At 70.0% G+C, this 19,166-nt stretch carries 19 protein-coding genes; 3 read left to right on the top strand and 16 right to left on the bottom strand.

The annotated features are described in order from the left end of the window. Window positions 1–64 precede the first annotated feature (64 nt). On the bottom strand, window positions 65–955 hold the full coding sequence (locus RIC31_RS17745) for a fatty acid desaturase (RefSeq protein ID WP_350110726.1): 891 nt from the start codon (window positions 953–955) through the stop codon (window positions 65–67). A 466-nt stretch (window positions 956–1,421) separates the two neighbouring features. Here RIC31_RS17745 and RIC31_RS17740 point away from each other — a divergent pair, with 466 nt between their 5' ends. Further along, a complete protein-coding gene (locus RIC31_RS17740) occupies window positions 1,422–1,850 on the top strand; it encodes a CBS domain-containing protein (RefSeq protein WP_350110723.1) in 429 nt (142 codons plus the stop codon). A 22-nt stretch (window positions 1,851–1,872) separates the two neighbouring features. Here the strand turns inward: RIC31_RS17740 and RIC31_RS17735 are convergent, their stop codons facing one another. From RIC31_RS17735 to RIC31_RS17720, 5 genes are all read right to left on the bottom strand, one after another. Beyond that, window positions 1,873–3,084, bottom strand: a complete 1,212-nt coding sequence (locus RIC31_RS17735; protein WP_350110720.1) for a MalY/PatB family protein — start codon at window positions 3,082–3,084, stop codon at window positions 1,873–1,875. A 108-nt stretch (window positions 3,085–3,192) separates the two neighbouring features. Next, entirely contained in the window at window positions 3,193–3,513 is a 321-nt protein-coding gene (locus RIC31_RS17730) for a type II toxin-antitoxin system RelE/ParE family toxin (RefSeq protein ID WP_350110717.1), read from the bottom strand. Then, window positions 3,459–3,638 (bottom strand): hypothetical protein, encoded by a 180-nt coding sequence (locus tag RIC31_RS27820; RefSeq protein ID WP_502990133.1) that lies wholly within the window; start codon window positions 3,636–3,638, stop codon window positions 3,459–3,461. Before RIC31_RS27820 ends, RIC31_RS17730 begins: the two co-directional genes overlap by 55 nt. Window positions 3,639–3,662: 24 nt before the next feature. Then, window positions 3,663–4,325, bottom strand: coding sequence for a GmrSD restriction endonuclease domain-containing protein (locus RIC31_RS17725; protein WP_350110714.1), 663 nt, complete (start codon window positions 4,323–4,325; stop codon window positions 3,663–3,665). 27 nt (window positions 4,326–4,352) lie between these two features. Next, complete coding sequence (locus tag RIC31_RS17720; protein WP_350110711.1) at window positions 4,353–5,309, bottom strand: AEC family transporter; 957 nt, start codon at window positions 5,307–5,309, stop codon at window positions 4,353–4,355. Window positions 5,310–5,445: 136 nt separating this feature from the next. Between RIC31_RS17720 and RIC31_RS17715 the strand changes: the two genes are divergently transcribed. Together RIC31_RS17715 and RIC31_RS17710 are read left to right on the top strand one after the other, a co-directional pair. After that, a complete protein-coding gene (locus RIC31_RS17715; RefSeq protein ID WP_350110708.1) occupies window positions 5,446–5,895 on the top strand; it encodes a hypothetical protein in 450 nt (149 codons plus the stop codon). A 73-nt stretch (window positions 5,896–5,968) separates the two neighbouring features. Next, a complete protein-coding gene (locus RIC31_RS17710; RefSeq protein ID WP_350110705.1) occupies window positions 5,969–6,766 on the top strand; it encodes a DUF547 domain-containing protein in 798 nt (265 codons plus the stop codon). Window positions 6,767–6,895: 129 nt separating this feature from the next. On the opposite strand, the gene RIC31_RS17705 is transcribed toward RIC31_RS17710, so the two are convergent. The 10 genes from RIC31_RS17705 to RIC31_RS17660 form a co-directional block, all read right to left on the bottom strand. Continuing rightward, window positions 6,896–7,831: an IS110 family RNA-guided transposase gene (locus RIC31_RS17705; protein WP_350110702.1), complete on the bottom strand. Its 936-nt coding sequence runs from the start codon at window positions 7,829–7,831 to the stop codon at window positions 6,896–6,898. Window positions 7,832–8,030: 199 nt separating this feature from the next. Next, window positions 8,031–9,212: an aminotransferase class V-fold PLP-dependent enzyme gene (locus RIC31_RS17700; protein ID WP_350110698.1), complete on the bottom strand. Its 1,182-nt coding sequence runs from the start codon at window positions 9,210–9,212 to the stop codon at window positions 8,031–8,033. Between the two features lie 57 nt (window positions 9,213–9,269). Beyond that, window positions 9,270–9,713 (bottom strand): RNA-binding S4 domain-containing protein, encoded by a 444-nt coding sequence (locus RIC31_RS17695; RefSeq protein WP_350110695.1) that lies wholly within the window; start codon window positions 9,711–9,713, stop codon window positions 9,270–9,272. Continuing rightward, window positions 9,710–12,499: a helicase-related protein gene (locus RIC31_RS17690; protein WP_350110692.1), complete on the bottom strand. Its 2,790-nt coding sequence runs from the start codon at window positions 12,497–12,499 to the stop codon at window positions 9,710–9,712. The genes RIC31_RS17695 and RIC31_RS17690 overlap by 4 nt, the downstream gene beginning before the upstream one ends. Window positions 12,500–12,593: 94 nt before the next feature. After that, on the bottom strand, window positions 12,594–13,217 hold the full coding sequence (locus RIC31_RS17685; RefSeq protein ID WP_350110689.1) for a hypothetical protein: 624 nt from the start codon (window positions 13,215–13,217) through the stop codon (window positions 12,594–12,596). 17 nt (window positions 13,218–13,234) lie between these two features. Then, on the bottom strand, window positions 13,235–13,885 hold the full coding sequence (folE, locus tag RIC31_RS17680) for a GTP cyclohydrolase I (RefSeq protein WP_350110686.1): 651 nt from the start codon (window positions 13,883–13,885) through the stop codon (window positions 13,235–13,237). Window positions 13,886–13,968: 83 nt separating this feature from the next. Further along, window positions 13,969–14,367, bottom strand: a complete 399-nt coding sequence (locus RIC31_RS17675; protein WP_350110684.1) for a response regulator transcription factor — start codon at window positions 14,365–14,367, stop codon at window positions 13,969–13,971. A gap of 151 nt (window positions 14,368–14,518) precedes the next feature. Beyond that, the gene (locus tag RIC31_RS17670) at window positions 14,519–17,215 is read right to left on the bottom strand and encodes a PAS-domain containing protein (RefSeq protein ID WP_350110681.1); all 2,697 of its coding nucleotides are present in this window, start codon (window positions 17,213–17,215) and stop codon (window positions 14,519–14,521) included. A gap of 47 nt (window positions 17,216–17,262) precedes the next feature. Further along, window positions 17,263–17,784 carry a putative pterin-binding protein gene (locus RIC31_RS17665; protein WP_350110678.1) on the bottom strand — a complete coding sequence of 174 codons (522 nt, stop codon included), beginning with the start codon at window positions 17,782–17,784 and terminating at the stop codon, window positions 17,263–17,265. Window positions 17,785–17,815: 31 nt separating this feature from the next. Beyond that, window positions 17,816–19,081 carry an MFS transporter gene (locus RIC31_RS17660; protein ID WP_350110675.1) on the bottom strand — a complete coding sequence of 422 codons (1,266 nt, stop codon included), beginning with the start codon at window positions 19,079–19,081 and terminating at the stop codon, window positions 17,816–17,818. Window positions 19,082–19,166 lie beyond the last annotated feature (85 nt).

The raw sequence follows: 19,166 nt of genomic DNA, 5'->3' as shown, positions 1-19,166 counted from the left end.
GTCCTCGCGAACGGTCGGCGACAGGGTGGCATGATACCAGATCCCGGCCGCCGACAGCGCTCCGTCAGGCGGCCGCCGGAAGCGATTTCGACAGGGCCCGGAAGCCGATGAGGCGGCCGGCCTCTTCGTCCCACAGCGCGAGCCGCAGGCAGTCGAGGCTGTCCCGAAGCGTCAGGCGGCTGACGTTCCGCATCTCCGGGTTGTCGTGCAGGCACTCGGCCAGCCGGTAGTTCGGGATCCGGCTCGACAGGTGGTGGATGTGGTGGATGCCGATGTCGGCGGTCAGCCACCGCAGCGGCTGCGGCAGGTCGTAGAACGAGCTGCCATGGACTGCGGCCTCGTGGAAGTCCCACTCGCCGCCGTGCCGCCAGTAGGTGGTCTCGAACTGGTGCTGGACGTAGAACAGCCAGACCCCCGCGACCGCCGACAGCAGGATGATCGGGGCGTGGACCATGATCACCTCGGCGAAGCCGATCCACAGGCCGAGGCCGACCGCCAGGGCCGCGATCGCCAGGTTGGTGGCGACCACCCCGGGGATCATGTCGCGGTGCTCGCGCAGCAGGTCGAGCGGCAGCCGGTACTTGACCACGAACACGTAGAGCGGGCCGATGCCCAGGAACACCAGCGGGTGCCGGTACATCCGGTAGGCCAGCCGCCGCCATTTCGGCAGCCCGAGATACTCCCGGACGGTCAGCACCGAGATGTCGCCGATGCCGCGCTTCTCGAGATGCCCGGAGGTCGCGTGGTGGATGTTGTGGGCCTTGCGCCAGTAGCCGTGCGGGGTCAGCGTCAGCACGCCGATGACGCTGCCGAGCAGGTCGTTCAGCCAGGCCGACCGGAAGAACGATCGGTGGCCGCAGTCGTGCTGGATCATGAACAGCCGCATCAGGAACGCCGCCGCCGGCAGCGCCAGCAGCAGGCTGGCCCAGTAGGCCTCGCTCGCGGTCAGGCTCATCGCCGCCCACAGGGCGACGAACGCCGCCAGGGTGATCGCCAGCTGCGTAAGACTGCGCCGGAGCCGGGGCTGCCCGTAACCGGCGGCGATCTTTCGCCAGCGCAGGGCGCGCTGGCGGGATGTCTCGACCTCGGCCTGCTCCGGCGCGGTCTCGACACGGGAGATAACGGTCGAAATGGTAGAACCCTCGTCGTCGGTTCGTCGGGAGTCCTATGGACCGCGATCACGGCCGAACGATGGCAACGCGCCCTCCATATCTCCCCAACTTGGAGTTTGCCACGACCGGCGGTTCGGCGCGATGATTGGATGAACGGCCCACCGATCGGGGTCCAACTAGATCGGGCCGTCCGCGTCGACGATGCGCTTGCCGTCCTGGACACCGAGACCTCGGATTTCCCAGGACCAGGACGACGCCTGTCGTCGGCACCATGGCGGCCCGCCAAGAGAGATGGACGGGAGAAGCGCCATGTTGGTTTCCGACATCCTGAAATCCAAGGGCAATACCGTGGTCTCGGCCCCGCCTTCGCTGCCGGTGGCGGATGCCGCCCGGCTGCTGGCCGAGAAGCGGATCGGCTCGATCCTGATCATGGAGCGCGACAGGGTCGCCGGCATCCTGTCGGAGCGCGACATCGTGCGCACGCTCGCCAATGAAGGCCCGAGCTGCCTGGACGGCCCGGTGTCGCGGCTGATGACCGAAAAGGTCGTCACCTGCACGCCGGGGCAGACGATCGCCGACGTCATGGAGATGATGACCACCGGCCGGTTCCGGCACGTGCCGGTGGTCGACGACGGCCGGGTCGCCGGCATGATCTCGATCGGCGACGTGGTGAAGTGGCGGCTGGAGGAAGCGCAGGAGGAAGTCCGCCAGATGGCCGCCTACGTCGCCGGCGGGTAGCCGTCGGGAGCGAGGCGCCCCGTCAGAGCGCCCGTACCGCGTCGCGCATGCGGACCAGCGCCTCGTCCAGCAGCGGGCGCGGGCAGGCGATGTTGATGCGCTCGAAGCCGGCGCCCTCGGGCCCGAAGATGTAGCCCTCGTCGAAGTAGATCTTCGCCTTGTTCAGCATCAGGTCCTCGAGCGCGTCCTGGTCCAGTCCCAGACTGCGGCAGTCGAACCACAGCAGATAGGTGCCCTCGGGCTGGATCACCTGGAACTGCGGCAGCTCGGCGGCGAAGAACTCGGTCATCCGCCGGGCATTGCCGGCGACGTACTGCATGACCGCGTCCAGCCACGGCTCGCCCTCGCGGTAGGCCGCCTCGGTGGCGACGATGCCGAACGGGCTCATCCCCGGCAGGCTCTGGGCCGCCAGCGCCTGCTGGTAGCGCTCGCGGATCGCCTTGTTCGGGATGACGATGTTCGAGGTGTGCAGGCCGGCCAGGTTGAAGGTCTTGGACGGCGCGGTGCACACGATGCAGTTGTTCGCCGCGGCCTCGCCCAGGGTGGCGAAGGGGGTGAAGCGGACCCCGGGGTGCAGGAGGTCGCCGTGGATCTCGTCGGCGACCACCAGCACACCGTGGCGCGCGCAGATCTCGGCGACCGCCCGCAGCTCGTCGGCGCCCCAGACCTTGCCCATGGGGTTGTGCGGCGAGCACAGGATCAGCAGCTTGGCCTTCGGGTCGGCGGCCTTGCGCTCCAGGTCCTCGAGATCCATCCGGTAGCTGCCGTTCTCGAACACCAGGCCGTTGGACACCACCTCGGCACCGTTGTTGTTGGTCACCCGGAAGAACGGGTAGTAGACCGGCCGCTGCACGATCACCCGGTCGCCGGGCTGGGTGAAGCCGCGCACCACCACGTTCAGCGCCGGCACCACGCCGGGGACGCTGACGATCCAGTCGCGCTCGATCCGCCAGTCCTGGCGCCGGGCGAACCAGCCGGTGACGGCCTCGAAATAGCTGTCGGTCTTGTTCGAGTAGCCGAAGATGCCGTGCTCGACCCGGTCGCGCAGCGCCTGGATCACCGGCTCGGGGCAGCGGAAGTCCATGTCCGCGACCCACATGGCGAGCGTGCGATCGTCGCCGTGCCGGCGGCTCGCCTTGTCCCAGGGCTGCGAGACGCCGCCGTGGTTATGGTATTCCCATTTGATCGAGTTGGTGCCTTCCCGATCGATCTCGGAATCGAAGTCGACATACATGGGGCGCTGCCTTGGCGTTGGAAATCCGGGTGGGATGGAATCTGTAGCGCGCCCGGCCCGGCCGGCCAAGGGGCCTGCGACAGCCACGTATGCACACTGCCGAGGCGCTCAATCGGTCGCCCGATCCTGGGCGCCATGCCAAACGCGCAGAATCTCCACGGCCTCGGCGACCCGGTAGACGATCACATACGGATAGACGGCAACGATTTCCCGCGTGCCCGGCTCCGTGCCAGGACGTCCACGACTCGGCAAACGTTCGAGACTGTCGGCCGCGGCAACCAGCTGCGCGGCAACTCGGCTGGCTGCACTTGGCTCGAACTCGGTGATGTAGGCCCGGATACGCAACAGATCGTCGCGCGCCGGTTCCGTCCAGACTATTCGCGCCGCGGCGGCGGCAACTCGCGATCGGTACCCCAAGACAGCAGCCAACGCCGCATGTCGTCGTGCGGGACCACCCGACCGGTATCAGCCGCGGCAACGCCCTCGCGGACCGCGGCCCGCTTGGCAGCGTTCTCCGGATCGTCCCGTGGGACGTTCGGCAACGAATTGCTCATTCCTGGAATATAGGCCCAAGCCGCTCACCCGTCGACCCGGGCGCACACCCACAGCACCGCGTCGTTCCACCAGCCCTCCAGGCGATCCTCGGCAAGGTTCCAGCGCCGCTTCGTATCGCGCCAGCGCTCGACATAGGCGCAGCGGTAGCCCCAGGCCGGCGGCAGCCAGGAAAGCGGGTCGCCGTCGGCCTTCGAGCGGTTGGCCGAGCGGTCGACCGCGATCAGGCTGTCCGGGTGCGACAGGTCGTTGGCATAGGCCTGCCGGCGCGCCCGGTCCCAGCGGTCGCCGCCCGAGCGGTGCGCCTCGCCGAGCGGCACCCGGTGGTCGACGTCGAGGTCGCGCGGGTCGGTGAAGCTGGTGTCGGTGTAGGGGTCGTACCAGCGCCCGGCCAGCACCTCGCAGCCATCGACCGACAGCCTCGGCGGCTCCAGGCTCTCCTGCACCAGCACCTCGGTGCGGGTGTCCTGGCAGTCGCCGTCGGCGTCGATCCAGTGCGGCCAGGCAGCCCGCTCGAACGGCCGGGCGAGCGGGTAGAACATCTCCGACTGCCGCAGCTCGCCGATCCCGGCGAGCGCGATGCCGACCAGCGCCAGGATCCGCACGGTCCAGCCGAGCCGGCCACGCAGCAGCGCCGCCCGCGCCCAGTTGGCGGCCTGCCTGCCGCCGCGCCGCACCCGCCGCGCCATTACCGCGGGCCCCTCACAGCGGGCCCCTCACAGCGGAACCGGCGGCGGGTAGCCGACCAGCAGGGCGGTGATGGTCAGCATGGCGAGGCCGGTCGACACCAGGATGGCGGCCGAGGCGGCGGTCACCTGCACCCCGTAGTGCTGGGCGAACACGTAGACGTTGGCGCCGACCGGGCAGGCCGCGAACACCACCGCCGAATGCACCCAGAACGGCTCGACCGGCACCAGCAGGGTCAGCGTCAGGAACACCAGCGCCGGGTGGATCGCCAGCTTGAGGGCCACCATCACCGAGGCGCTGCCGACGCTGCCGCGCACCCGCCGGAAGGCCAGGGTGGCGCCGAGCGCGAAAAGCGCCGCCGGCGGGCCGGCCTGGCCCAGAAATCCGAAGGTCTTGGACACCAGCGACGGCACCGGCAGCCCGGCAATGCCCCACAGGATGCCGAGCAGGGTCGACATGATGATCGGGTTCCGCAGGATCGCCAGGCCCGAGGTCCGGACCGCCGCCATCGCCGACCCGGCCCCCGCACCCTCGCGAGCCCGCGCCGCCTCCAGCATGGTGGTGATCGCGCTGAACATCACCACGTCGAGCGTGAACAGCAGCAGCGCCGGCACCGCGCCCTGCTCGCCGTGCAGGCTGATCAGCAGCGGCAGCGCGATCAGCACGCCGTTCGAGAACGACGAGCCGAAGCCCTGCATCACCATCGCCGCGAAGCCCTGGCGCAGCACCAGGCCGCCGAGGATGGCGCCGGTCAGGAACACCATCAGTTCGGCCCAGAAATAGCCGAACAGGAACCGGCCCTGGCCGAGCGCGGTCACGTCGGTCGTGGCCATCAGCCGGAACAGCATCGGCGGCATGGCGAAGGTGAACACGAAGCGGTTCAGCCCGCGCACCGCGTCCTCGCCGAGCATGCGCGTCCGCCCGGCGAGATAGCCGGCGAAGATCACGGCGAACAGCGGGACGACGGCGTCGAGGATGCTGGCCAAGCGCGGCCTCCGGATGGGAGGGCGACTTCTAGCGGGCGGGGCGCGGGCGCGTCAACGCGGGGGCCAACTCGCTGGCCGCGAAACACAGCTTCTGGTAGCATCGCCCGAACGGACCACGACCCGGCCGGAGGGGGTGATGAGCATCGTACGGACCGCCGCGGTCGCCGCAGCTATCCTGGCTTTCTGCCTGCCGGCGACGCCGCGCGCGACGGCTGCCGAGGTGCCGCTGCCGGACGACATCCGGATCGTCGCGCCGGATGCCGCCGTCCCGGAAGCGCTGCGGCGCTTCCAGGGCAAGTGGTCCGGCCAATGGAGCGGGAAGCTCGACACCGTCGTGATCGTCGAACGGATCGAGCCCTCCGGGCAGGCCACCCTGGTCTATGCCTGGGGCGACTACGCCCCGTGGAAGGCCACGCGGGACTGGGTGCGCTGGCAGGCCAGGATCGCCGGCGACACCATGATCCTGGACCGGTTCCCGAACGGCGCGCTGACCCGCTTCGTGTTCCGCGGCGACGGCAGTCTCGGCGGCACCTACGAAGCGCAGAGATACGTGCACCACGGTACCTTCAGACCGGGACGCGAATGACCGCGACGCCGGCGGTGCCAGCGACCGGGTCCCCGACTACACTCGCGGAATGACGCCCTGCTCGCGCCGCCCCGTGCTGCTCGCCCTCGCCGCCCTGCCGCTGGCGGCCTGCGCCGGCGGTGGCGGCGGTGCCGCCTGGACCGCGCACACCCCAGGCTCGACGGCGACCGTCGACCACCGGGCCTGGCAGCTGTTCCTCGATCGCCACAGCTTCGCCGGCGCCGACGGGGTGACCCGGGTCGCCTATGCCGGGGTGCCGGGCACCGACCGCGAGCTGCTCGACCAGTACCTCGCCGGGCTGGAGCGGGTGCCGGTCGGCCGGCTCGACCGGGCCGAGCAGCTGGCGTTCTGGCTGAACCTGCACAACGCCCTGATGGTGCGCGTCGTGCTCGGCCACCTGATCGCGAGCAGCCCGGACGACATCGACCTGGGCGGGCCGTTCGCGGCGCCCGGGCCATGGGCCGCCACCCTGGCCAGGGTCGGCGGCGCCCCGGTCTCGCTGCAGGCGATCCGGACCGCGGCACTGCGCCCGGTGTTCCGCGATCCGCGCTGGCACTACGGGCTGTGCGACGCCACGCTCGGCGGCCCGTCGCTGCCGCGCACCGCCTTCGCCGGGCCGACCGTCGACCGGGCGCTCGAGGACGCCGCCATCGGCTTCGTCAACAACCCGCGCGCCGTCCGGGTCGAGGCCGACGCCCTGGTGCTGAATGCGTTCTGGCGGCGGTTTCGCGACGATTTCGGCGGCAGCGACGCGGCGGTGCTGGACCACGTCGCGGTCTATGCCGACCGCGAGCTGCGCGCCGCCCTGCAGCCCGGCCGCCCGGTCCGCTGGATCGACGACCGCCGGCTCAACGAGTGGCCGGGAACGTAGGGAAGAGCGCCCGTCGCACCATGGGTTCCGGATGAGCCGCGCCGTGGCGCGCCTCTCCGGAATGACGAAATCATTGAGCCGTCATTCCGGACGGCGCGAAGCGACGATCCGGCAACAGTGTTTTTGAGTTCATGTGATCTTGAAGGTTTGGTTGTCGCGCAGCATTGCGTTGAGGGTGATGAGCATCTTTCGTGCGACGGCGATGATGGCGGTCTTGGCGGGCTTTCCGGCGGCGATGAGGTGGCGGTAGAAGTTTGCGAATGGTCCGTCCCTGCGGGCGGCGACGAGGGCTGCCATGTAGAGGGCGCGTCGTACGCGGCTTCGGCCGCCTGCGATGCGCCTGGTTCCCCTGTGGGTGCCGGAGTCCCGGTTGAAGGGGGCGAGGCCGACGAGGGCGGTGATGCGCTTGCTGGAGCGGTTGCCGAGCTCGGGGAGCAGGGCGATCAGGACGGTGGCGGTGACGGGTCCGACGCCGGGCAGCGAGGCGAGGATGCGCTGGAGGTGGCGGAGCCGCTCGGACTGGGCGACCTGTTCGGCGATCAGGCGCTCGTAGGTGGCCACCTCGGCGTCGAGCAGGGCGATGATCCGCTCATAGCTGTCGAGCGGGTCATCGGGTGTGGCTTCGCTGCGGCGGGTGCGTTCCTGGCCCCGCATGGCGACCAGCTGGTCGCGGCGGCGGACCAGGGTCGTGAGCCGGTCGCGCTGCGGATCCGACGGGCTCTGCGCCTCGCCCTCCAGGTTCGACGCCATGGTGGCGATCACCCGGGCGTCCACCGCATCGGTCTTGGCGTGGCGGCCGATCGCCTTGGCGAACGCCCGCACCCGAGCCGGTTCCAGCCGCTGGAACGGCACGCCGGCCGCCTGCAGTGCGCAGCGCAGCGCCAGGTCGTAGCGGCCCGTCGCCTCGAACGCCACGCCGACGCCGCGCTCCGCCCAGGCGGCGCTCGCCGCCGCCAGGGCTTCGGTGGTGTTGGCGAGAACACCCAGGCTGCGGTTACCCGCGTCGTAGACATCCAGACGTGCCTTCGACACGTCGATCCCAATCCAGGAAGCTGGTATCGTCATTCCGCCTGTCCCTGTGATGTGAGGTCCGCGGCAACGGCCTCGCGCAACTGTTCAGGTTGGAAGTCCAAAGGCGGGCGGGGGTCCGCGCCGGATCAGGGTGTCATGCACCGGGAACCCAGCGGCCTCCCGCCCCACCTCCAACAAAACCACACTTCCAACACACAGGAACCCACGGCGCGACGGGCGCCCGGACCGGCTCTCACCCACCGCGCCGGATCTCCTCGACGAACCGGTCGATGTCCTGGTCATCGTTCACGTAGTGCACGCTGGCGCGCACCACCGCGTCCAGGCCGCGGCGGTCGAAGCCGACCCGGCTGCCGGAGCCCGACGACGCGCTGATGTTGATGCCCTTCGCGATGCAGCGGTCGCGGATCTCCACCGGCTTCTCGCCCGCCTTGGTGAAGGTGACGATGCCGCAGCGGTCGACGCCCTGGTCGGTGATCGTGACCCCCGGGATCTCCGCCAGCCTGGCGCGCAGCCCGTCGGCCAGCAGGGTGACCCGCTGGTGGATGGCGTCCATGCCGAAGCCCAACGCGTAGTCGATGGCGGTGCCGAGCGCCGCCTTGCCGGCGAAATAGCACTCCCAGTTCTCGAACCGGCGGGCGTCGCCGCGCATCCGGTATTCGGTCTCGGACACCAGGGTGGCGGCATGCTGGTCGAGCAGCGGCGGATCGATGTCCATCTCGGCGATCCAGCGGTGCTTCACATACAGAAGCCCGGTGCCGCGCGGGCCGCGCAGGTACTTGCGCCCGGTCGCCGACAGGAAGTCGCAGCCGATCTTCTCAACGTCGACCGGCATCTGGCCGACCGACTGGCAGGCGTCCAGCAGGTAGGGGATGGCGTATTTGCGGGCGACCGCGCCGACCGCCTCGGCCGGGTTCACCAGGCCGCCGCCGGTCGGGATGTGGCTGATCGAGATCAGCCGGGTGCGCGCGTCGATCATGGCCTCGAGCGCCGCGACGTCGAGCTGGCCGTGCTGGTCGCTCGGCACGACCGCCACCTCGCAGCCGTCGCGCCTGGCGCGGTGCAGATAGGCGATCATGTTCGAGCCGTACTCGCATTCGGCGGTCAGGATCCGGTCGCCCGGCCGCAGGTCGAGGGCATAGAACGCCATGTCCCAGGCCCGGGTGGCGTTCTCCACACAGGCGATCTCGTCGCGGTGGCAGTTCAGGAGCTTGGCCGACGCGTCATAGAAGTTCTCGAGTCTGCCGTCGTGCCGGCGCGCGGTCTCGTAGCCGCCGGTCATCTCCTCCTCGCGCAGCCAGTCGACCAAGGCATCGGCGACCGGCGCCGGCATCAGCGACGCCCCGGCGTGGTTCAGATGCACGAGGTCGGCGCAGGCGCGGGTCTCGGCGCGGGCACGGGCGAGGTCGATGGGCATGGTCGGGGCTCCGGTCGGATCAGCGAGCCCGGACGCTAGCCCCGGCCGGCGCCGATGTCAGCCCTGCTCGTCGCCCGAGAACCGGTCCATGTCGCGACGGTCCTTCTTGGTGGGGCGTCCGGCGCCGGCGTCGCGCGCCGGCACCGCCGGCTCGAACATCGCGGTATCCGAGGGTTGCGGCCGTCCTGCCGGCACCGGCGACAGGTCCTCGTACAGGCCCTGGGCCTCCGGCGCCGGGCCGCGGCGTACCGCCAGCGACAGCACCTTGACCACCCGGACATGCGGCCCCTGCGGGAAGGTCAGCACGTCGCCGACCCGGACCCGCTGATGGGCCTTGCTGACCACCGTGCCCGACAGCCTGAGACGGCCGGCCGACAGCAGGGCGTTGGCGAGGCTGCGCGACTTGAAGAACCGAGCACACCACAGCCACTTGTCGAGGCGCTGGGCCGGCCCGTGGCCGTCGCCCCCGCTCTCGTCGCCGGCCGAGCCGTCGGGGATCATCTCCCGGAATTGCCGAACCGCAGCTTGGCGAGCACGGCGAACGGCGAGTTCGGGTCGTAGACCGGCTGCCGGGGCGGGCGTGCCGGCTGGTCGGTGTTAGCCGGCTTCTCGCCGCCCTTGCCGCGGCGCGGGCGCTGGCGGTGCGAGCGCGGCTTGCCCTCGCCCGCCGGCGCGGCCGGGGTTGCCGGACCGCCGGAGGTCTCGGGCGCGGCTGCGGTCGCGACCACGGCGGCCGGGGCCGTCCCGTCGGCGACGGCGGACGGCGCCGCAACCGCCGTCGCGTCGGGCCGGGCGGCCCCCGGCTGGCCCTGGTTCCGGTTCTGCCCCTGGGGGCGCCGCCGCCGGCGCCGCTCGCCCTCCGGCTTCGGCCGCGGCCGGTTGCGACGGCGCTCGAAGCGCGCGGTCCCGTCCTCGGCCGGATCGGCGGGCCTGCAGCCGAGATCCTGCAGCATCGCCCCGAAGGTCTCAGCGTCGACCCCGGCGAGCGACAGCATCTCGGCGCTGATCGCGAACGGCCCGTCCTTGCCGGCGCGCCGGACCAGCGCCGCCAGCCGCTCGACCATGTCGACACGGACCGCGCGGCCGCCCAGCCGGGCATAGCCGAGTGCTGCGTCATAGGCCGCCGGCGTCGCCTCGGCCCGGGCCGCCTGCACCCGGCCCTCGGGCGGCGGTCCCTCCTCCGGCTGCCGGCCGCTGGCCGCCGACCACAGCAGCGAGCGCAGCCGGACCGCCCGCGGCTTCAGCAGCTCCGGCACATACAGCGACTCGGTGCCGAGCCGGATGCCGACCCGCGCCAGGGTCTTGCGGCCCTCCTCGTCCAGATCCTTGACCAGGGCCTCGACGGCGCCGGCCGGGGCGCCGCCCAGGCCTTCGAGAACCTGGAAGGCGATGCCGCGGGCCGGGCCGTCCAGGTCGGCACGCTGCAGCTGCATCAGCCGCGGCGCCACCGCCTCCTGGTGCCGCTCGAACCAGACGCGGAGCCGGGCCAGCAGCCGGTCGCGGGCCGCCGATTCGACCAGCTCGTTGCGCGCGATCCTGATCTCCGGGCGCCAGACCGCGTCGCCGGCGACCAGGCGGGCGAAGGCCGAGCCCTCCCACAGGAAGCGGCCGCCGTCGTCCAGGCTGATGGCGGCGTCGTCGGCCTCCTCGATGCGCGCCACCCGGCGGGCGATCTCGGCCGGCAGCACCCGCCGCGCGGTCGCCAGGACCGCCTTGGCGTCGGCGGCGTCGGTCGCCTCCGGCACGAAGCTCAACCCCTCCAGATGGCCGACCCGGTGGCCCTCGACCAGCACCGCGCCGTCGGCTGCGACCGCCGCGATCAGGTCGGCGTCCTCGTCCTTCAGCCGGCGCGACAGGGTGGCGGCGCGGCGGTCGACGAAGCGCTGGGTCAGGCGGTCGTGCAGGGCGTCCGACAGCCGGTCCTCGATGGCGCGGGCGCGGGCCTGCCGGTCGACCGGATCGTCGATCCAGTCGCCGCGGTTGGTGATGTAGGTCCAGGTCCGGACATGGGCGATGCGGGCGGCCAGGGTGTCGATGTCGCCGTCGGTCCGGTCGAACCGCCCCATCTGCTCGTCGACCCAGGCGGACGGCAGCCGCTCGGCACCCTCGGTCAGGTGGGTGAACACCTGGGCCAGCAGCCGGGCATGCGCCTCCGACATGGTCTTCTGGAAGTCCGGGATCTGGCAGACCTCCCAGAGCAGCCGGACGCGCGACGGCACGGTGGTGCGGTCCATGACCTCCGGCATCCGCGACATCGCCTCCAACGCCTGCTGGTCGTCGGCATCGCGCTTGCGAATCAGGAAGTCGTGGGTCGGGCGCTCTTCCAGCGTGCGCTTGAGGTCGCGCACGGTCGCGAAAGACAGCGCGGCGCTGCGCCAGTAGAGCTGGCGCACCGGATCGAAGCGGTGCTCCTCGATCGCCGCCACCACCTCGTCGTCGAACGGGCGGCAGTCCATGGTCACGCCGAAGCTGCCGTCGTTCATGTGGCGGCCGGCGCGGCCGGCGATCTGGGCCAGTTCGGCCGGGGTCAGCTTGCGCGGTATCCGGCCGTCGAACTTGGAATCCTCGGCGAAGGCCACATGGTCGACGTCCATGTTCAGGCCCATGCCGATGGCGTCGGTCGCCACCAGGTAGTCGACCTCGCCCTCCTGGAACAGCCGGACCTGGGCGTTGCGGGTACGCGGGCTGAGCGCGCCCATCACCACCGCGGCACCGCCGCACTGGCGGCGGACCACTTCGGCGATCGCGTAGACGTCGGCGGCGGAGAACGCCACCACCGCACTGCGCCGCGGCAGCCGGGTGATCTTGCAGGGCCCGACATATTCCAGCCTGGACAGCCGCGGCCGGGTCTCCACCCGCGCCTCCGGGACCAGGCGCTGCAGCAGCGGCCGGATGGTCTCGGCGCCGAGGAACATGGTCTCCTCGGCGCCCCGGGCATGCAGCAGCCGGTCGGTGAAGACATGGCCGCGCTCCGGATCGCCGGCGATCTGGACCTCGTCGACCGCCAGGAACGCCACCTCGCGGTCCAGCGGCATCGATTCGACGGTGCAGATGAAGTACCGCGCCTCCGGCGGGACGATCTTCTCCTCGCCGGTGATCAGCGCCACGAGGCGCGGACCCTTGGCTGCGACGACGCGGTCATAGTTCTCGCGGGCCAGCAGGCGCAGCGGGAATCCGATCATCCCGCTCTCGTGGCCCAGGAGCCGCTCGATCGCGAGATGGGTCTTGCCGGTATTGGTCGGACCGAGGACGGCCGTGACCAGGCAGGGGGGATCGGCGGTGATCATCGGCGCCAGGATTCCGGGTCGGGGCCGCCGTGGCAAGAGGCTGTCGGCGAATAGTGTCCCGGGCAGCGTTCCGGAACGGTCCGTACGGTCGCGGTCAGGCCCCGAAAGCCGGGCCGTTCTGCCTTGCATCCTTCGCTGTCCGGACCTGCAGAAGATGCTCGCGCATCCGGGCGGCCGCATCGTTGACCGCTTCGACCCACTGGCGGGCCGGATGATCCGCCTCGAGGTCCAGCAGGGCGAGGTACAGATGAGCCAGCATGCCCCCGAGGGCGTTGTTCACGTCATGTGCGAGCCGGCCCCGGCCGACTTCGGACCCGATGTCCCCGGGATACTCCGCGGCCAGCAGCAGGGTTCCCGACCCCGGCAGGGGCGCGCAGCCGATGACCAGCGCCCGGCCGTCCGCCAGGCGGACGACGTCGCGGGCTCCGGCAGAGCCCGACGCACCGTCGATCAGGGCGGTCCAGGCCGATTCGACGGCAGCACCGTCGCTCTCGGCTAGGCTCGAGCCGAGGGACGACAGGGTGGCCGGCCAGCGCCTGCCGTCGGGCTGCGCCCGCCGGTAGTCGCCGTCCGCCGCGACTCCGTGAAGCGTCAGGAACGGGATGTCCGCGCCGGCCAGGCCCCGTTCGGCGTCGAGCATCCCGACCCCGCCGCCCAGCACGCGGAACGCCTGCGACCGGGTGTCCCGCCCGTCCGCATCCTGGGTATCGAGCCCCATCGCCCGCCCCTCGCCGCCTACCAGGACGTCGGAATCGCGTCCAGGAACCGCTGCTGCAGGGCCGGGTCGTCGGCCAGGAGGCCCTTGAAGGTCTGGGTGCGAAGGCGCGGCGCCCGCTTGTTGACCCCGCGCAGGGTCATGCAGCCGTGCTCGGCGTCGATCACCACGCCGACCCCCAGCGGGGAAAGCCCGGTCTCGATGCACTGCGCGACGTCGGCGGTCATCCGCTCCTGGATCTGCAGGCGGCGGGCGTAGGCGTCGACCACCCGGGCCAGCTTGCTGATCCCGACGACCGCCTTGGACGGCAGGTAGGCGACGTGCGCCCGGCCGACGATCGGCGCCAGGTGGTGCTCGCAGTGCGACACGAAATCGATATCGGTGAGGATGATCAGCCCCTCGTAGCCCGAGACTTCGTCGAAGGTCTTGCGCAGCAGCGCCACCGGATCCACGGCATAGCCGGCGCAGTACTCGGCGAACGCCCGGACCACACGCGCCGGCGTCTCCCGCAACCCGTTGCGCTCCGGATCCTCGCCGATGGCGCGCAGCAGATTCCGGATCCCATCCTCGGCGGCGGCGTGGCACGCGTCTCCGACGACCTCCGCTTCGTCGTCGATGTCGAGCACGGGCGCCGGCCCGCCGCGCAGCCTCGTGATGCCAGTGTCGTTCATGCCCCGCCTCGCCACATCCGTTTCCTTGGAAGTCTTCGGCGCCGATGCCCGTCGTCGCGACCGGCACCCGGCTCCACCGGATCTCACCCCATGCTCTTGACGGGTGAACCCGAGACCGTCGCGTCGCCGCAGACCGCGTCGATCAGCGTCAACAGCTCCTGCGGCGCGAACGGCTTCTGCAGGACCGCGTCGGCCCCCAGCATCGGCGCCCTGTCCAGGAAGCCCGATAGTTCACCGCTGGCGCCCGAGATCATGACGAACTTGGCGCCGGGCGAACCGGTCCGGACGGTGCGCAGCACCTCGAACCCCTCGGCGTCCGGCATCAGCATGTCGCAGATGACGAGGTCGACCGGCCAGTCCCGCAGTGTTCGCCGCGCCGACAGCCCGTTCTCGGCGACCCTGACCTCGTGACCGGCCCGCTCGAGCACCTCGCGCAGGCCATTCCGCAAGGCTTCGTCGTCGTCGATCAGATAAATTCGCACAGCCCCCTCCCGAGATCCCCACAGTCTCGGCCCGGCGGGACACCGGCCCCGAGGTCGAAATTACCGATTTCAGGTAAATTATCCGTAAACTTTCCGGATCTCCCGCAACCCGAACCGGGGCCGGCACCGAACCGCAGTGCTACCCGCCCGGTCATGGCTGTGCCGCCCGTGCCGGCTCAACTTGGCGGGTCGCCGCATCGACCGGCACGAGCGCCCTGCGGACGGCCGTCGCCAACTCGTCCGGGAATACCGGCTTGCCGATGACCGCCGCGAGCCCGAGGGTCGCCAGCAGTTCGGAGTCCTCGGTCGAGACGAAGCCGCTGAGCATCAGGACCGGCAGGTCCGGTCGCAGGCCCTTGAGGGAACGTACCAGTTCCTCGCCGTTCATCTTCGGCATCGACCGATCGGTAATCACCAGGTCCCAGGCTTCGGGATCCTCCTCGAGCACCGACAACGCCAGTTGCGGCTCGTTGTGCGCCTCGACCGTGTAACCGAGGCGCATCAGGATTTCCTTGGTGGCCGCCAGCAGGATCCGGTCGTCGTCGACCAGGAGAATCCGCTCGCTGCCCTGGGGCGCCTGCTGCTCGACCACCTTCGGCTGCATTACCGGCAGGGTCGCGGAGATCGCCGGCAGATAGACATCGACCCGGGTCCCGACACCCGGCAGGCTCTCGACCTCGATGCAGCCCTCGTGGCTGCGCACGATGCCCTGCACGGCCGCCAGACCGAGGCCGGTGCCGTCGCCGACCTCCTTGGTGGTGTAGAACGGCTCGAAGATGCGGGGCATGACCTCTTCCGGAATACCGCAGCCGGTATCGATGATGGTGATCCGTGCATAGGCCCCGTTGGGAAGGGCGCCCGACCGGATCCGCGACGGCTGACCCGCGCGGTCGCGTGCCGAGACGTCATTGCCCGGAAAGCCGTCGTCGACGTCGACCTGCTGGATCGACACCGACACCCGGCCGTCACGGTCCCCGATCGCCTGGGCCGCGTTGATGCATACGTTCAGAATGATCTGGTGGATCTGCGTGGCGTCACCCGCGACGTAACAGGGGTCGACCCCCTCCGTCCTCAGGGCCACGTTGTTCGGCATCAGGGGCCGCAGGGTCTTCAGGCTCTCCTGGACGGTCGCCGAAAGATCGAGCGGCTTGCGCAGCGACTCGGCGTTGCGGCTGAAGGTGAGGATCTGGCGCACCAGGTCGCGCGCGCGCGTCCCGGAATCCATGATCAGCCGCAGCCGGGCATGGGTCGGCTCGTCCTGCGGGCTGTCGGCCATCAGCAGTGAGCAGTTGCCGACGATGCCGCCGATGATGTTGTTGAAGTCGTGGGCGATACCGCCGGCCAGGGTCCCCAGCGCCTGGGTCTTCTGGGCGGCATGGTACATCTCCATGAGGCGGGACCGTTCGGCCTCGGAGTCTATGCGGTCGGTGATGTCCTCGTAGGTCTTGACGATCCCGCCGGTCGGCAGCGCCGAGGCGATGGTCTCGATCACCCGCGCGTCGTCCAGCTTGCGTTGCTGGCGGAGGCTTCCGGTGCGCGTTCGCATCAGGCGCTCGATCGCGCCCATCTGCGACCTGACCAGCGCCGTCGGGGCGCCGGCCCCCAGATCGCCGCGTTCGGCGGCATACTCGACGAACGTCCGGTACGACGCCCCCTCGGCGACGATCGACTCGGGATACTGGTTGATCGTCAGGAACTGGTTGTTGAACAGCACCAACCTGGAATCCGCGTCGAAGACGGCGATGCCCTGCTTCATGTTGTCCAGGGTCGTTTCCAGCAGACGGCTCTTCTGCTCGATCAGCTGTTCGCGTTCCTTCAGGGCGGTGATGTCGGTATGGACCCCGACCAGTCGGCCGTCGACGGTCCAGCGCTCGCTGATCTTCAGCCAACTGCCGTCGGACAGGCGGCTCTCGAAGGTTGCTTCCGGCGCCCCGCGCCGCTTCTCCAGGACCGACTCGATCCAGCCCTCGACATCGCCGTCGGCGACCTTGACGCCACCGTTGCGGACAGCGGCCCGGAGCAGGTCGGAGAACGAGACGCCGACCTGCAGGTCGTCGGCCTGCATCGGATGGAGATCGACGTAGCGCTTGTTGAACAAGGCCACGCGATCCTCCTGGTCGTAGACGATGAAGCCTTCGGAGATGCTGTTGATCGCGAGCTCGAGCTCGTTCCTGGCGGCGATCGCCTGGGTGGCCGCCACGTCCTTCTCGACGATCGCCCTATTGGTCTTGACGATCTGCCGGAACAGCAGGCCGAAGATCACCAGGCCCACCACCACGGTCAGTCCGAACAGCCCGAGCAGCTGCATATACAGCTCGTTGTGCCGCTCGCGAGCCCGGCTCACCTCGTTCGACTCGTACAGCAGGGCCCGCCTCACGAGGTCGTGGATCGGCCCGCGCAGTTCGTCGAGCCGGGCGTTGATCGACGCCATCTCCGAACGCGGCAGTGCCATCAGGCGCTGCATGTCCGGTTCGAGCGCCTCCAGCACCTTGATCAGCGCCTTGACCGCGGGGACCAGGCCTTCGATCGACCGGAGCTCGGCGGTCTGCGACCCTGCAAGCAGGGGTGGAAGCCGGCTCCAGAAGATCTCGAAGCGCTCGTTCGCCTCCTGGGCCGTCGCCGGGGTCCGCGCCAGTTCGAAATCCTTGAGCGACTCGGTGAAGCGCAGCAGTTCGATCTCGGTCTGCGCCAGGAACCAGACCGAGATCCGGCTTTCCTTCTCGATGATCTCGCGCTGCTGGATCAGGCCCTGGAAGATGAAGAACACGCCCACGAGAAACGAGCCGAATCCGATGATCAGGATCCCGTATCGGGGAATGAACCATCCGAGATTCTTGAAGCCCATCATGATCGCAGGCACTCCTTGAAAGGCGGGTCGGTCGACCCCGGCTCTGGTTACTTGAAGCGGATTTCCTTGACCTGCCAGACCCACTTGGCCTGCGTCTGCTTGGTTTTCAGATCGGGAAAATCGTCCTGCGGATAGACGACCCAGAGCGGGCCCTTGTCCCGGATCTTCAGGCGCTCGCCGTTCATCCGGTAGGCCAGGATCACCGGGTAGCGGGCGAAGTCCTCCACCGGGATGTCGACCTTGTAGTCGTTGAGCGCGATGGTCACGGCCGTCTTGCCGCTGGCGCCGACCCGTTCCATCAGCTTGCTCAGCAGGACGCCCTCGAAGGTCGCCTTGCCTTCGGTCCAGGCGGTGGTGGTGACGGTCGTGGCCTTGCCGATCGCCTCGAGCATCTCGAGGTCGAAGGACGCCTTGCCGTCGCTGTTGGTCGTGCCGATCGCCCCGGTCACGTCGAGCAGGACCGGCCCGGTCGGCTTCGGCAGGTTCTCGGCCTGCGCCACTCCGGCGAACAGGCAGAGCAGTGCGACGGTGCGCACGCCGCCCGCGAATGCTTTGAGGAAGTTCGACATTCCGATCTCCTTTCGGGATTGGCTGTATCCGCTACGTGCGCTCGCGCGCCGCAGCCTTCGGTTCGGGCGTCGCCAGGTATCCGGCGGTCGCGACGAGAATCAGAGCCCCCAGCACGGCGAAGAAGGCCGCGTAGCCCGAGGACGGCGAGCCGACATAGCCGTGCACCGCCTCGACCACCGCCCCGCTGCCGATCTGCAGCAGCGCGGTTCCGCCCATCAGGACCGCGTTGAGCGCGGTGGTGCCGCGTCCCTTGAGCTCGGCCGGGATCAGCGCCACGCCGTGCCCCATCAGAACGACGCTGAAGGCGCCGACGAAACAGGTCACGACCAGCAGCGGCAGGGTGATCGACAGCGATGTGTGACTGACGGCGGCCAGCACCAGCAGCAGGGCGGCGGAACCGACCGCCCCGCCGATCACCACCGGCCGGAAGGCGCCGACACGGCGCTGGATCGGTCCGTAGGTGAGGGTTCCGGCCACGAAGGCCACGGCCAGCACCGACAGCAGGTTGCCGCGCTCGAGTCCGTCGACGCCGTGGACGTCGTGCAGGAACGGCCCGCCCCACAGGCCGATGATCGTGATGATCGACGAATAGCCGAGCGCGATCAGCGGCAGGATGCGCATCAGGCCCGGCACCCGGAAGACCTCGGACACCCCCCGGATCGACGCCGCCAGCGAATCCGGGCGGCCGCGGCGGTCGCGACGGCCCTCCGGCTCGTCGCGCACGACCCACCAGAAGCCGAACGCCACCACCGCGGTGATCACCGACAACGACACGAAGGTCGCACGCCAGCCCAGCAGTTCGGTCGACGCCGACAGCGGCGAGGTCGCGAGCAGGCTGCCCAGGTTGGCCGAGGCGAACAGGATCGTCATCGCCCTGGTGAAATCCGTCGGATCGAGCCAGCGCGACAGCACCACCAGCGACCCGACCATGCCGCCGGCAAAGCCGAGGCCGATCAGGAACCGGCCGGCCACCAGGAGGCCCAGCGAATGCGCGACCGCGAACAGGACCGAGCCGAGCACCGCGAAGACCAGCATCCCGGACACCACGCGACGCGGGCCGTAGCTGTCGAACAACACGCCGATCGGCAACTGCAGCACCGCGAAGATCACGAAGAACGCGCCCGACGACAGACCGATCGCCTGCGCATCGAACTGCAGCTCGCTCATGATCTCCGGCGCAATCACGCCGTTCGACGACCGGAAGAACTGGCTCAGCACGGCCAGCACGATCATCGCCGCCAGCATGACGGTCGTCTGCTGTGGCCGTGCCGAAAGCCAGGTCTGTCCGGAAATCATCGGATTGCCCGACGGCCTGGCCCCTCCAGCCAAGCCGCCGACCGCGCCTTCAATCGCGCCGCGTCGCGCCATCTCGTCCCACCTG

Source organism: Thalassobaculum sp. (assembly GCF_040219615.1).
In the GTDB taxonomy this organism is placed as follows: domain Bacteria; phylum Pseudomonadota; class Alphaproteobacteria; order Thalassobaculales; family Thalassobaculaceae; genus Thalassobaculum_A.
This window is presented reverse-complemented; position numbering and strand designations above follow the sequence as displayed.

Bases quoted from the DNA above. Each gene is read 5' to 3' on its own strand.
- RIC31_RS17745 (WP_350110726.1), bottom strand. From the start codon at position 955: ATGAGCCTGACCGCGAGCGAGGCCTACTGGGCCAGCCTGCTGCTGGCG.
- RIC31_RS17740 (WP_350110723.1), top strand. From the start codon at position 1,422: ATGTTGGTTTCCGACATCCTGAAATCCAAGGGCAATACCGTGGTCTCG.
- RIC31_RS17735 (WP_350110720.1), bottom strand. From the start codon at position 3,084: ATGTATGTCGACTTCGATTCCGAGATCGATCGGGAAGGCACCAACTCG.
- RIC31_RS27820 (WP_502990133.1), bottom strand. From the start codon at position 3,638: ATGAGCAATTCGTTGCCGAACGTCCCACGGGACGATCCGGAGAACGCT.
- RIC31_RS17725 (WP_350110714.1), bottom strand. From the start codon at position 4,325: ATGGCGCGGCGGGTGCGGCGCGGCGGCAGGCAGGCCGCCAACTGGGCG.
- RIC31_RS17715 (WP_350110708.1), top strand. From the start codon at position 5,446: ATGAGCATCGTACGGACCGCCGCGGTCGCCGCAGCTATCCTGGCTTTC.
- RIC31_RS17705 (WP_350110702.1), bottom strand. From the start codon at position 7,831: ATGACGATACCAGCTTCCTGGATTGGGATCGACGTGTCGAAGGCACGT.
- RIC31_RS17700 (WP_350110698.1), bottom strand. From the start codon at position 9,212: ATGCCCATCGACCTCGCCCGTGCCCGCGCCGAGACCCGCGCCTGCGCC.
- RIC31_RS17695 (WP_350110695.1), bottom strand. From the start codon at position 9,713: ATGATCCCCGACGGCTCGGCCGGCGACGAGAGCGGGGGCGACGGCCAC.
- RIC31_RS17690 (WP_350110692.1), bottom strand. From the start codon at position 12,499: ATGATCACCGCCGATCCCCCCTGCCTGGTCACGGCCGTCCTCGGTCCG.
- RIC31_RS17685 (WP_350110689.1), bottom strand. From the start codon at position 13,217: ATGGGGCTCGATACCCAGGATGCGGACGGGCGGGACACCCGGTCGCAG.
- folE (WP_350110686.1), bottom strand. From the start codon at position 13,885: ATGAACGACACTGGCATCACGAGGCTGCGCGGCGGGCCGGCGCCCGTG.
- RIC31_RS17670 (WP_350110681.1), bottom strand. From the start codon at position 17,215: ATGATGGGCTTCAAGAATCTCGGATGGTTCATTCCCCGATACGGGATC.
- RIC31_RS17665 (WP_350110678.1), bottom strand. From the start codon at position 17,784: ATGTCGAACTTCCTCAAAGCATTCGCGGGCGGCGTGCGCACCGTCGCA.
- RIC31_RS17660 (WP_350110675.1), bottom strand. From the start codon at position 19,081: ATGATTTCCGGACAGACCTGGCTTTCGGCACGGCCACAGCAGACGACC.